At 57.8% G+C, this 11615-nt stretch carries 14 protein-coding genes; 8 read left to right on the top strand and 6 right to left on the bottom strand.

The annotated features are described in order from the left end of the window. Positions 1 to 41: 41 nt before the first annotated feature. Entirely contained in the window at positions 42 to 1007 is a 966-nt protein-coding gene (serB, locus tag OHL23_RS19130; protein WP_263353565.1) for a phosphoserine phosphatase SerB, read from the top strand. Positions 1008 to 1038: 31 nt separating this feature from the next. Here serB and OHL23_RS19135 read toward each other — a convergent pair whose 3' ends face one another. The 4 genes from OHL23_RS19135 to galE are packed head-to-tail and all read right to left on the bottom strand — an operon-like array spanning position 1039 to position 3157. Continuing rightward, a complete protein-coding gene (locus OHL23_RS19135; protein ID WP_263353566.1) occupies positions 1039 to 1491 on the bottom strand; it encodes a hypothetical protein in 453 nt (150 codons plus the stop codon). A gap of 44 nt (positions 1492 to 1535) precedes the next feature. Next, positions 1536 to 1844, bottom strand: coding sequence for a BrnA antitoxin family protein (locus OHL23_RS19140; RefSeq protein WP_263353567.1), 309 nt, complete (start codon positions 1842 to 1844; stop codon positions 1536 to 1538). Then, on the bottom strand, positions 1810 to 2085 hold the full coding sequence (locus tag OHL23_RS19145; protein ID WP_263353568.1) for a BrnT family toxin: 276 nt from the start codon (positions 2083 to 2085) through the stop codon (positions 1810 to 1812). Before OHL23_RS19145 ends, OHL23_RS19140 begins: the two co-directional genes overlap by 35 nt. A gap of 46 nt (positions 2086 to 2131) precedes the next feature. Next, a complete protein-coding gene (galE, locus tag OHL23_RS19150) occupies positions 2132 to 3157 on the bottom strand; it encodes a UDP-glucose 4-epimerase GalE (protein WP_263353569.1) in 1026 nt (341 codons plus the stop codon). 424 nt (positions 3158 to 3581) lie between these two features. Between galE and OHL23_RS19155 the strand changes: the two genes are divergently transcribed. The 4 genes from OHL23_RS19155 to OHL23_RS19170 all read left to right on the top strand — a co-directional run bounded on the left by OHL23_RS19155 (position 3582) and on the right by OHL23_RS19170 (position 7651). Further along, positions 3582 to 3803 carry a hypothetical protein gene (locus OHL23_RS19155; protein WP_263353570.1) on the top strand — a complete coding sequence of 74 codons (222 nt, stop codon included), beginning with the start codon at positions 3582 to 3584 and terminating at the stop codon, positions 3801 to 3803. 64 nt (positions 3804 to 3867) lie between these two features. Next, the gene (locus OHL23_RS19160; protein ID WP_263353571.1) at positions 3868 to 4917 is read left to right on the top strand and encodes an energy transducer TonB; all 1050 of its coding nucleotides are present in this window, start codon (positions 3868 to 3870) and stop codon (positions 4915 to 4917) included. Positions 4918 to 5034: 117 nt separating this feature from the next. Continuing rightward, entirely contained in the window at positions 5035 to 6804 is a 1770-nt protein-coding gene (locus OHL23_RS19165) for a M48 family metalloprotease (RefSeq protein ID WP_263353572.1), read from the top strand. Between the two features lie 292 nt (positions 6805 to 7096). Next, on the top strand, positions 7097 to 7651 hold the full coding sequence (locus tag OHL23_RS19170; RefSeq protein WP_263353573.1) for a porin family protein: 555 nt from the start codon (positions 7097 to 7099) through the stop codon (positions 7649 to 7651). Between the two features lie 140 nt (positions 7652 to 7791). Here the strand turns inward: OHL23_RS19170 and OHL23_RS19175 are convergent, their stop codons facing one another. Continuing rightward, positions 7792 to 8292, bottom strand: a complete 501-nt coding sequence (locus tag OHL23_RS19175) for a protein-disulfide reductase DsbD domain-containing protein (RefSeq protein ID WP_263353574.1) — start codon at positions 8290 to 8292, stop codon at positions 7792 to 7794. Continuing rightward, entirely contained in the window at positions 8293 to 8943 is a 651-nt protein-coding gene (locus tag OHL23_RS19180) for a TlpA family protein disulfide reductase (RefSeq protein WP_263353575.1), read from the bottom strand. It lies immediately after the preceding gene. 120 nt (positions 8944 to 9063) lie between these two features. Here OHL23_RS19180 and OHL23_RS19185 point away from each other — a divergent pair, with 120 nt between their 5' ends. The 3 genes from OHL23_RS19185 (at position 9064) to OHL23_RS19195 (ending at position 11502) form a co-directional block, all read left to right on the top strand. Further along, the gene (locus tag OHL23_RS19185) at positions 9064 to 10074 is read left to right on the top strand and encodes a KpsF/GutQ family sugar-phosphate isomerase (RefSeq protein WP_263353576.1); all 1011 of its coding nucleotides are present in this window, start codon (positions 9064 to 9066) and stop codon (positions 10072 to 10074) included. Positions 10075 to 10095: 21 nt separating this feature from the next. Further along, entirely contained in the window at positions 10096 to 10956 is an 861-nt protein-coding gene (locus OHL23_RS19190; protein ID WP_263353577.1) for an SDR family oxidoreductase, read from the top strand. An 81-nt stretch (positions 10957 to 11037) separates the two neighbouring features. After that, complete coding sequence (locus OHL23_RS19195; RefSeq protein WP_263353578.1) at positions 11038 to 11502, top strand: hypothetical protein; 465 nt, start codon at positions 11038 to 11040, stop codon at positions 11500 to 11502. Positions 11503 to 11615: the final 113 nt, after the last annotated feature.

The following is an 11615-nucleotide window of genomic DNA, read 5'->3' on the forward strand; positions in this document are numbered from 1 at the left end:
ACTGGTTGGCTGCGCTGATAGGCTGGTTTGGATAGGAGTGGATGAAGGAGACGATGCAGGAATTCGAGAATGACTGGGTAATTACGGTAATCGGCCGCACCGATGTGGAGCACGCGCTGGGGCCGGTAGTGGACGTTGTGAAGGAGCAGGGGCTGGAACTGGACCGGATCGAAGCACTATCGAGTGTGATGCCGGGCGGACGGATTGAGACCGTTGAAGGCGAACCGGGATACGCGTGCGCGGAAATCTGGGCCTGCGGGACTGTCGCGAATGACGCCGGCATGAGGGCCGAGCTTATGGCGCTCGCGGACCAGTTGGCCGTAGATATCGCGTTTCAGCGTGTGAGCGAGTATCGCCAGGAGCGGCGGCTGTTTGTTTTCGATATGGACTCAACGCTGATTCAGGGGGAGACGATCGACGAGCTGGCCAAGATGGCTGGCGTAGGTGATCAGGTGGTCGCGATTACAGCTTCGGCGATGCGAGGGGAGATCCAGTTTCAGGAGAGCTTTCGGCGGCGCGTGGGACTGCTGAAGGGATTGCCGGAGGCGCGGGTGCTTGAGGTCGTGGATCGCATTCCGCTGATGGAGGGTGCGGAGCGGCTGTTTCGGGCGCTTAGGGCGCGCGGGGCGAAGACGGCGATTCTTTCTGGCGGATTTACTTTCTTTGGCGCGGTTTTGCAGGAGAAGCTGGGGGTGGATTTCGTCCATGCCAACGAGTTGGATGTGCGGGATGGAATTGTGACCGGCGAGGTGCGTGGGCGGATTGTGGATGGGGCTTATAAGGCTGAGCTGCTGGTTGAGATTGCGCGACGCGAGGGAATTCCGCTGGAGCAGGTGGTGGCGGTTGGGGACGGGGCGAATGATCTGCCAATGCTAGGGCTTGCCGGGATGGGGGTTGCGTTCCATGCCAAGCCGGTGGTGCGGGCGAGTGCGAGGTTTTCGATGACGCATGTTGGGTTGGATGGGTTGTTGTATCTGCTGGGCGTGCCGGATCGGGGGTGGGCGTGAGGCGGGGACCCAACCGGGGCGTTGAGGTTGCCTAACCGCCAAACCGTTTCACGACGTGGTCGCGGTAAGCGCGCCATTTACCGAAGCTCTCGATCGCCCGGGGGCCGGAAACGAAAAAATCGCTCGATTGTAAATCCGCAGCGCGGAGCTCCAGATGTTGCAGAATGGCGGCGACTACGCATACCGCGGCATCGCCGCCGCGAACATGGAAAACGAAGCTTTTGCAGTCTTCTTCGGAACTCATATTGACCTCGATCGACCAGCCCTCGCCTATGATAATTCCCCACGCAGGGTTGGTGAAGTCCGCAGTTGGTGCGACATCTTTGATCTTTTCGATGATCAGGGAACGTTTGCCTAACGAGGCAGGCTTAAAGTCCGGCGGAATTTCCTCAAGACGCTTTACATCGGCTGGAAAATCCTGGACGAATATGTCCCAACTCATATGGCGTTGCTCCTCAGGCAAACTCTTTCGTTCGATGTTCACCGCAGCCCTCAATGACGACGTTGAGTTCGCGGGCCGAGTGGGGGCTAGCCGCGATGGGCGAACATATATTCGCGGAGGGCGGCATTGATGCGGCTCTGGTAGCGTTTGCCGGTGCTCTTGAAGAAAGCAAGGATATCGGCGTCGAGGCGCAGGGTGATCTGCTGCTTGTTCTCTTCGGGAATTAGCTCAGAGACTCGACGCCACGCGGTGTTGTTGCTTTGATCGGGGATGTCGCTTAAGTCGATATTTTCATCGCTTAGATCACGCAACGCCTGGAGCTGCTCCGGCGTCATCGTCGGCGGATTCCTGGGATCGAGTTTAAACTTGACCAGACCAGTACCGGATGTACTCATTGCGAATTCCCTTCCTTGCTGAAATGATCCGAATGCTTTCATCGCGCAGGGTGAAGATGACCACCAGAACAAACTGCTCGACTCTGCCGGTTACTATCCATCTTTCCTCGTCGACGTAATTCTGATCCAGTTCCTCAATTCGGTCAGGATCAAGAAACACGGCAGTGGCGAATTCAAAGGTCACGCCGTGCTTGCGCAGGTTTGCTTCGGCCTTTGCCGGGTCCCACTCGAAATCTATCATTTGATCGTACGCTATTTGTAGCTATTTTTGTAGTGACATTCGCAATTTATTTGCTGTGTCGTTTCTGGTGCCAGATCCAGGCGGTGCGGATGATTTCGTCGATTTGGGGGTAATTGGGCTTCCAGCCCAGTTCGGCGATGGCTTTTTCGCTGCTGGCGATGAGGAATGCCGGGTCACCGGGGCGTCGGGGGCAGAGTTCGACGGGGATGGGGTGGCCCGTGGCGCGGCGGACGGAGTCGATGACCTCTTTTACGGTGAAACCGGCTCCGTTGCCGAGGTTGTAGATGAGTCGGTGCTCAGCGGCGCGATCGGATTCTAAGGCTTCGAGGGCTAGCAGATGGGCGTCGGCCAGGTCGCCGACGTGGATATAGTCGCGGACGCAGGTGCCGTCGTGGGTGGGGTAGTCGTCGCCGAAGATCTTGATAGAAGAGCGGCGGCCGAGGGCTACGTCGAGGACGAGCGGGATCAGATGCGACTCGGGCTCGTGGGCTTCTCCGCTGACGATGTTGCCGGTTCCCTTCCCGCCGACTTCAGGAGCGCCGGCGACGTTAAAGTAGCGCAGCGAGGCGGAGCGCAGTCCGTGGATGCGATGGAACCAGCCGAGCATGTGTTCGACAAGGAGCTTGGATTCGCCATAGGTGTTGGTAGGGCGAAGGGCGGCGGCTTCCGGGATGGGAACAGCTTCCGGTTCGCCGTAAACGGCGGCTGTGGAACTGAAAACAATGCGTTTAGGTCCAGCGGCGAGAATGGATTCGAGCAAAGCCAGCGTCGAGGCAGTGTTGTTACGGAAGTAAACTTCGGGGTATTTCATCGACTCGCCTGCTTCGATGAGCGCGGCGAAATGGAGCACGCCGTCAAAGGGAACGTTTTCAGCGGTTGCCTGGCGAAAGAGGCCCTCGATGCGAGGGCGATCGGCGATGTCGGCTTCAACGAACTCGACGCCTGCGGGAACCTGTTGGCGACGGGCGTGGCAGAGATTATCGACGACCACGACCTGATGTCCACGCGCCACTAATAGAGCCGAAACGGTTCCACCCACGTATCCGGCACCGCCGGTGACCATAATCTTCATAAAATATTTGCCCCTTTGTGCCGCCGTTTGCTGTAAGTTTAATCTATTGCACAGGCTGAACAGGTGGGCGGAAGATGCGAAACCATGTTCGTAGACTGTCTTCAAGACGGCACGCCTAATCTAGATTGATCTGAACTATTGTGGCGAGGGGAATGCAGGAAGTGACAATAAGTTGTTGATTTGTCTGCACAAACGGCTCCAGTCTCGGATGAGCCAAGTTGACTCGTTTTTCTTTAGCAACCGAGGCCTGCCTCAACTTGAGAGGCTTGTGCCGCGAACGAATCAAATTGCCATGCGTCTGAAGTTGTAGTGATTCGTGCAACTCTTGGCGAATTTCTTATGGAAAGAAGTGTGACAATTGCAGGCAGGACCACTCGCTTTGCTGCACGGATCCGCCTCCCCTACAGGGTATCCGTATCGGCCAATGCAACTCAGCCCGACTTTTGGGCAGGAGCAAGGGAGATTTGCTGAAAACTTCAGACAAGGGGTCATCATTTTCCGCTTCGGTGACGAAGATACGTTTACGGGGTTCTTTTTATCACTCCACAAGCGCAAACCTGTCGCCGACGGCTCAGTTTTGGGAAGTGACACCGTCTACAATGGTGTTTTTGAATTCAGCAATCTTGCTTCTGGAATAGTCGGTTAAACCGTGGTCAAGAATACCGCGATCGAGGACTGAGGACATGCCATCAACCCCTTACGCAGGACGTATGCGATTTGGATTGCTTCCGGAACCGGAGAGCAATCCAGCATCCTTTCTGACTAGTTGCATCATTAACGGTGCACTACTCGCATTGCTCATCGTGTTTGGCACGGTGGCCCATCATGAGTTGCAAGTTCGCAAGATGGAGTCGACGGAGATCACGTTTCCGACGACGCCGCCTCCGGAGATCAAGGTAAAGGTAAAGGTGCCTCCGCAGCCGAAACTGCCGGCCCCGCCTGAGCCGAAGATAGCCAAGCTCGAGGCGCCTAAGATCTTCAAGCCAAAGGTTGAACCTAAACCGGAAGTCAAGCAGCTTCCTGTAATACAGGAGAAGGTTGCTCTGCCGACGGTCGCGGCAGCGAAACCGGCGATCGTGCTGGCTCCGCAGCCCAAGGCCGCGTTGACGGCGGCTGCACCTGCGCTCACGCCACAGCTTCATCCGTCGGTGACGCCCGTGCATCTGGGCGACCTGAACGGTGTGAAGCCAAATCCTGAGGCCACGCGGCCGGCAACGATTGCAGCTCTGGGAAATCCGTATGGTGGAATGCAGGGCAAAGCGGAAGCGCCACGCGGTGTCGTTGGTTCAACCGGATTCGGAAACGGAACGAAGTCGGGCTCGAATGCCGGCTCGATGGGCCGGGTTGCTTCGGCTGGAATTCCGGGCGCGACTGGCACTGCTTCCAATGGCGGCAGCGGCAGCGGTTCGCAGGGCCGGGTGGTGGCGGCGGGCATTCCGGCGATGGCGACCCCTTCTTCGACCCCGGCTGCCGCAGTGGCGCAGGAGCCGAAGACCACTCCTCCGGTGTTGCTGAGCCACTCTGAACCGGAGTACACTCCCGAGGCACGTCAGCTCAAGATTCAGGGAGACGTGGTTTTACGCGTAACAATCACTACCAGCGGGCAGATGGTGGTGCATAATGTGATCCACGGGCTGGGCCATGGTCTCGACGAATCCGCGATGCGGTCGGCGCCGACCTACAAGTTCCGGCCAGCTACGCAAAATGGACAACCGGTGGAATATACCACCAACATCATCATCAAGTTCCAGACCGCTTAGCAAAGAACGCGAATGACGGATGCCTGGAGAATGCTCCAGCCGCAACCCCCCGGCCCAGAGAGGCAGGTGAAGGCGGCCAGAGAACGACTAGAGACGAATTCACCTTAGGAGCCTGCAATGAAGTTATGGAAGATCCCCCTCACCTTCCTGATGATCACGTTGAGTATTAACGTAGCCTTCGCCAAGAAGGAGCCCAAGTACGAAAAGGCGCATCAGCTTACCCCCGAACAGGCTGCTCTGGTGGAAAAGGCGATTGCTCGGGAAAAGGTGATCATCAAGAGCATTCAACAGCGAACGCCTCTGGTCGAAACTTACATCCAGGAGATGAGACCCGACGACAAGCTGTATCAGGTTCCCACCGGGGACACATACATGCTGAACCGGGTCGACTTCCGCAAGACCTTTGTCGACAAGCCGTATTCGGCTCGCAGCGAAAAGGGCCACGGGTTTTTCAAGGGGTCGCTGTCCGCATTTTCCAACATCGGCAAGGCGCTGCACCTGGACAAGGAAACCTTTAACGACCTCGGTTTCACGCAGATGATGTTCCTGGATCCAAACGGGTTTGACCAGCAGCACTATGTTTTCAGCTATGTGCGCCGGGAGTTTCTGGGAAGCGTGAGGACATGGGAGTTCGACGTTCACCCACGACCGGACGTGAAGGGCAACGGTCGCTTCTACGGACGTGTCTGGATTGAAGATCAGGACGGCAACGTGGTGCGGTTTAACGGCACCTATACCGAGAGCGCGAGCGAAGACAACAACAAGGAGTACTTCCACTTCGACAGCTGGCGCATGAATATGCAGCCGGATTTGTGGCTGCCGGTGGCGATCTACGTCGAGGAATCGCAGCGCATCGAAGGCGGCAAGACGGTTGGTTTGCGCGCCCAGACGCACTTCTGGGGCTACTCCCTGACGCTGCCGACACGCGACAGCGAGAATGTCTCGGTACAGGTGGAAGGTGCGGTCGATCAGAGCGGGGATTCGCAGGATGTAACTCCTTTGCAGGCAACGCGCCAGTGGGTTTCGCAGGCGGAAGATAACGTCCTTGATCGCCTGGTGCAGGCCGGATTGCTGGCTCCGCCCAGCGATTTCGACAAAACGCTGGAACAAATCGTGGTGAACCTCGCTGTTCCAAACAATCTGAACTTCCCTGACCCGATTCATTGCCGGATTCTGTTGACGACGACGGTTGAGGCGACGACGGTGGGCAACACCATCCTGCTCAGCAAGGGACTAATCGACACGCTGCCGAATGAGGAGTCGATTGCCTCTGTGGTGGCTCTGGAGCTGGCGCACATCGCGCTTGGACACCACATCGATACGCGCTATGCCTTCAACGACCGGCTGCTCTTCCCGGATGAGTCCTCGTTCCAACGCGTCAAGATGAATCATTCCGACCTCGACAATGCGGCGGCATCCAAGAGCGCCATTGCGTACATGCAGAACTCGATGTACAAGGACCGCCTCGCGAACGCCGGCCTCTACTTCGCCCAGTTGACAGATCGGGCCAAGGCGCTGAAGCAGCTCAACAGCCCGAAGCTGGGCGACTCGATGCTGAAAGCGGACGGCACTCCGTGGCTGGCCGACTTGGCCAAGGGCGCGCCCAAGCTGAACCAGGACGACACAACGCAGGTGGCTGCGCTTCCGCTGGGAAGCTGGCTCAAGACCGATCCGTGGGATGACAAGGAGCATATGTTGAACGCGAAGCGGTACGCTCCGTTGAACGCTCGCGACAAGATGCCGTTTGAAGTGACGGCGATCTACTACAAGCTGCAACGGTATGAGGACGCAGCGAAGGCTCCGGCGGATACGACGCCGGCGACTCCACCGCCTCCTGCTCCGGCTGCGGGTCAAGCCGCAAACCCCGCTCCTACTAGTAACAATTAACCGCGTACCGGGGAATAAAGTCCCTGGAATTTCGATCGAGGGATATATCAGCCGGGAAGCAACGGGCCGCAGGGTTCGGGGTTTCCCGGCTATACTTTTGTAGGTAGCCTGGGGAATTTCAAGTCTTTTCCCCTTTTTCGTTGCGTGCCGACGTCTAAGACCTGGCGGTGATCTTTTTGCCAAAGATCGCTGAGGTTTCGATGACCGGTTTGCACTTTCAGAGAAGATGTTTCTCTGCGCTGGTCCAACTAGACCCTCAGGACAATAACTAGACCCTCAGGACAAATCCGGAATGATCACAAAAACAACGACTTTTTCTTTTTTGCTCCTTTTGGCGGCAGTGATGGGCGCCGGTGCGGTTTCGATGCAGGCTCAGGTGGTTCCGTCGGCGATCAAGAGTCCCATTTCCCTCACGGTGGGCGGCACCGTTTCGGTATTTGACCCCAACTACATCCAGAACAAACTGGTGGGCGCGGGCGCATTCGTTGACGTGAACCTATTTCATGGCATTGGCGTGGAAGCGGAAGGGCGCTGGCAGCGCTTTCACGAGACCGAAGGCATCAGCCAGGACAATTACCTGATCGGGCCGCGTGTTCAGGTACTGCACTTCTGGCGTTTGCGGCCCTACGCGAAGGTACTCGGCGGCTTTTCGAATATGAACTTCGAAGAAGGCATCGGCTCCGGACGCTTTACGACGCTGGCTTTTGGCGGCGGAGTCGACATCAAAATGACGCGCCGGTTGAGCGTGCGGGCCTTTGACGCAGAGTACCAGTATTGGCCGTCGTTTCTGGGTGGAACGCTGACGCCTTACGGGGCTAGCGCTGGGATCAGCTATCGGATTTTTTAGGGAGTAAAGGACGAAAACCTGGCGTTTATTTCGACAGTCGGATCGGTTTGAAAAAGACAAACCCTCAGGGGCTAAAGCCCCTTGATATTGTAGGACTTAATGTACGGGCTGAAGCCCGTACCCTTCACCGTGCCCTCACGCTATTTGGCGATTACGTCGATGGCGACTGGGATGGTGTGCGGGGGCATGCACGTGTCGCTGTTGCAGGCCTGATAGCGGAGTTTGGCTTCTACGAGGTGCTCTCCCTTGGAAGCGACAAATTCGGTATGCACAATAAATTCGCCGGTGTAGACGCTGAGTTTTTCGTTGGGGCTTAGGGCAAAGGTGTAATCGGTTCCGGGTGGGAAGTCGGTTTTTGCCAGATGCACGCCTGGGGTCTCGGGCAGGCTCAAGGTGGTCGGAATCAGGTCTTCGGTACGCGGGGTGTGCGAATTGACGTGCAGTCCCTGGCCTACTTTGAAGTGCAAATCGACGGCCGAGGGCTTATCCGCCGCGACTGTAACCTGTTCCGGAAAAAGGTAGGTCACCGCGGTTGTTTTGGCGCCAGCAGGTCGGGGCTGGAGATCGCCGAGTGGATTCTGAGCCTGAAGCGGCGCGAGGGCCAAGGCGAAGGCCAGCAGTTTTGTTGCCGAGAGATACATCTAGTTCCCTTCTCCTAACGCCTTGCGGATGTTGGCTTCGAGATCGTCTTTGGAGGTAAGCCCGAAGGACGCAGCTACGATGGTGCCTTTGCGGTCGATGAAGAAGGAGGTCGGGAAGACGTCCACATCTCCATAGGGCTTGCCGATGCTGTCGCCGTCGATTAGCACAGGGTAATCGATGTGCAGATCCTGCGCTCCCTTTGCAATGCCCGCGATGTCTTTAGCCAATTGGTTTTTGTCATCTTTGTCGAGATCGTCGACGGAGACACCGAGTATTTCAAAGCCTTTGGGGGCGTATTGCTTTTCGAGCTCGACCAGCCACGGGGTTTCGATCTTGCAGGGAGCGCACCATGTGGCCCAGAAATTGATCTGAACTGCCTTGCCTTTGTAGCTGGCGAGAGAGACTTTTTCGCCTTTAACGTTGGTGAGGGTGAAGGCCGGGGCAGGCTTGCCGACGAGCGGCGAGCTCATGTGCAACGCGCCTCCGCTGTTGTCGTCCGCCACGAGGACGGCTTGTGCCTGCTGTGCCTGGAGACGGGCTGCGGCCTGTTTGCGGTTCTGCCAGTTGGCCCAGCCAGCGAGGGAGAGCAATCCCAGGACGAATACGACGACGGCGATTACGACGACATTGCGTTTCAAGGAATCAGTCACCCCGGGCTTTCATTATGCAGTTTCTGTCCAGTTTCATTGTAAGACGGACTTGTTATTGGATGGTGCGCAGCGTGCCGGGGTTACGGGAGATTGACGGGAAACTGCTACCATCGGAGTCGCATGAATGATGTTAACTCTGGAATAGCGGGATGGACGCCGGCGGAACTGGTTCGGACTGAGGCGGCGGCTTTGGAGGCGCTTGCGGTGCGGCTGGATGAGGCGATGGCCGAGACTTTTGGCCGCGCCGTCGAGCTGGTGGTGCGTTGCGGCGAGGGGCGCGGCCGTGTGGTGGTAACGGGCATGGGCAAGAGCGGGATTATCGCCCAGAAGATTGCGGCGACGCTGAGCTCGACCGGGAGCCCGGCGCTGTTTTTACATCCGGCGGAGGCGGTGCACGGCGACCTGGGCGTTCTGATGCCGGGGGATGTGGTGGTTGCGTTGTCGGCGAGCGGGGAGACGGAGGAGATTCTGCGGCTGCTCCCTGTGCTGAAGCGCAAGGGTGATGCACTGATCTCGTTCTGCTGCAATCTGCAATCAACGCTGGCAACGGCGAGCGATGTAGTGCTGGATGTTGGGGTGGAGCGCGAGGCTTGCGGGATGAATCTGGCCCCGACAGCGTCGACGACGGCGATGCTGGCGCTGGGAGATGCGCTGGCAATTGCGGTTTCGCTGCGCAAGGGCTTTCGGTTGGAGGATTTTGCGGAGTTGCATCCGGGTGGGAAGTTGGGGGCAATACTCGAAAAGCGGCTGGCGAAGGTGCGGGATCTGATGCATTCCGGCGAAGCGATTCCAGCGGTCGGTTCCCGGACGCTGATGACGGATGTGATCTATGAGATGTCGCGCAAGAAGCTGGGAATTACGACCGTTCAGGAAGATGGGCGGTTGCTTGGGGTGATTTCGGACGGAGATTTGCGGCGTTTGCTGGAACGCGAAGGCGGAGCGGCGCTAAGCAAGACCGCAAGCGAAGCGATGAATGCGCATCCGAGGACGATTGGCGTGGGAGAGCTGGCGGCGCGCGCACTGGCGGAGCTTGAGGAGAAGAAGATTACCTCGCTGGTGGTCGTTGATTCCGAAAGCCGCGTCGAGGGCGTGTTGCATCTGCATGATCTTTGGGGGATGGAGTTGATCTGACGCGGAAAGGTGCAAGCGACCATGGCACAGGAACGGGTTGCGCTGATTACTGGGGCATCCAGCGGTTTTGGGCTGCTGACGGCTGTCACCTTGGCCCGGCGCGAATGGCGGGTGCTGGCCACAATGCGCGATCTGACGCGGCGCGAACGGCTGGAGAGTGCAGCTCGCGCGGCGGGAGTGCTGGGGCGGATCGAAATTCTTGCGCTGGATGTGACTGATCTCGAACAGATTGCCGGAGTAGCCGCTACGGTTGCAGCTCGCGGGTTGCGGATGGATGCACTCGTCAACAATGCCGGCTTTGCGATGGCCGGGTTTGCCGACGATGTTACGGATGCGGAACTGCGACGGCAGTTCGATACGAACTTTTTTGGCGCGGCGGCGGTGACTCGGGCTTTTCTGCCGCAGTTGCGGCGTCAGGGTTTCGGGCATATTGTCATGGTTTCTTCGGTTTCAGGACGCAGCGCTTTTCCTGGGATGAGCAGCTACTCGGCATCGAAGTTTGCGATGGAGGGTTGGTCCGAATCGCTGAGACTTGAGCTCAAATCGCTGGGAATTCAGGTGGTCCTGGTGGAGCCGGGTGCATTTGAAACCGATATCTGGACGCGCAATGGAACGCTCTCCGAGGGAACGCTCGATCCGCGCTCTCCGAATGCGGCTCGGGTGGAGCGTTGGAAAAAAGGGATCGAAGGAGCGAAGAAGCAGCCCGATGCGCAAGTGGTGGCGGATGGGATTGCGGCGATTCTGGAAGATCCGAAACCGCGGCTGCGGTATGTCTACGGAAGAGACGCGAAAATGGCTCTCATGATGCGCCGGTTGCTGCCGTCTGACGTTTTCGAGCGGCTGATGGTCAAGTACAGCGGGATCGACGGCAATGCCGGTTGAGATGGCCAAGTGCATGTTGCGGTAAACTGGCCTCTGGTTGGGTTGATTCATAGCCCTCCTCAGCGAGGAGATCGAGCTTATATGCCTACCGCTTCCTTCCGTCCGCAGGGATCCGGCGTTCCTCTGGAACAACAGGCTGGAATCGACGCACGAAAAGCAGGCGGAGTGATCGCCTGGTCCAGCTTCGTTTTCGCGGTGCTGCAGAGTGTTTGCACATTCTTTGCGGCGGTGGATGGGCTGCGGGTGGCGATTGGGGTTGGAGCGCTGGTGCTTGGCGCTGGGGTGGGCGGATTTGTGCATCAATTGCACTCGGATCTGATCCGGTTGCCGATGATCGGGCTGGCTCTCTTTGGTTCTTTGCTGAATTTGGTGGTTTTATGGCAGGTTCGGCGGCTTCGCAACAATCCGGCGGCGCAGTGGCGGCAGCGGCCGTTGAGTGCGTCGAAGGTTCGCATGGAGCGGGTGCAGCTGGTTTTGTCGATTCTGACGCTGGTGCTGGTGGGGATTGAGGAATACTGGCATATTCGCTGGCATCATCACGTATAGGCCGCTTTCCCGGTAGCGGCTCTTGTCGAATTTGATTCAATGCAGAGAGCCAGTGCGGCTCTCGCTCCTTCCGATCCCAGAAGATCTCTCCCCCCGAACATTTAGAATGATGG

The sequence above is a fragment of the Acidicapsa acidisoli genome, from assembly GCF_025685625.1.
GTDB classification, from domain to species: domain Bacteria; phylum Acidobacteriota; class Terriglobia; order Terriglobales; family Acidobacteriaceae; genus Acidicapsa; species Acidicapsa acidisoli.

Coding starts and splice junctions, on each gene's coding strand:
- OHL23_RS19155 (WP_263353570.1), top strand. CDS start 3,582: ATGCAACTCAGCCCGACTTTTGGGCAGGAGCAAGGGAGATTTGCTGAA.
- OHL23_RS19170 (WP_263353573.1), top strand. CDS start 7,097: ATGATCACAAAAACAACGACTTTTTCTTTTTTGCTCCTTTTGGCGGCA.
- OHL23_RS19140 (WP_263353567.1), bottom strand. CDS start 1,844: ATGAGTACATCCGGTACTGGTCTGGTCAAGTTTAAACTCGATCCCAGG.
- galE (WP_263353569.1), bottom strand. CDS start 3,157: ATGAAGATTATGGTCACCGGCGGTGCCGGATACGTGGGTGGAACCGTT.
- OHL23_RS19175 (WP_263353574.1), bottom strand. CDS start 8,292: ATGTATCTCTCGGCAACAAAACTGCTGGCCTTCGCCTTGGCCCTCGCG.
- OHL23_RS19145 (WP_263353568.1), bottom strand. CDS start 2,085: ATGATAGATTTCGAGTGGGACCCGGCAAAGGCCGAAGCAAACCTGCGC.
- OHL23_RS19190 (WP_263353577.1), top strand. CDS start 10,096: ATGGCACAGGAACGGGTTGCGCTGATTACTGGGGCATCCAGCGGTTTT.
- OHL23_RS19195 (WP_263353578.1), top strand. CDS start 11,038: ATGCCTACCGCTTCCTTCCGTCCGCAGGGATCCGGCGTTCCTCTGGAA.
- OHL23_RS19160 (WP_263353571.1), top strand. CDS start 3,868: ATGCGATTTGGATTGCTTCCGGAACCGGAGAGCAATCCAGCATCCTTT.
- serB (WP_263353565.1), top strand. CDS start 42: ATGAAGGAGACGATGCAGGAATTCGAGAATGACTGGGTAATTACGGTA.
- OHL23_RS19185 (WP_263353576.1), top strand. CDS start 9,064: ATGAATGATGTTAACTCTGGAATAGCGGGATGGACGCCGGCGGAACTG.
- OHL23_RS19165 (WP_263353572.1), top strand. CDS start 5,035: ATGAAGTTATGGAAGATCCCCCTCACCTTCCTGATGATCACGTTGAGT.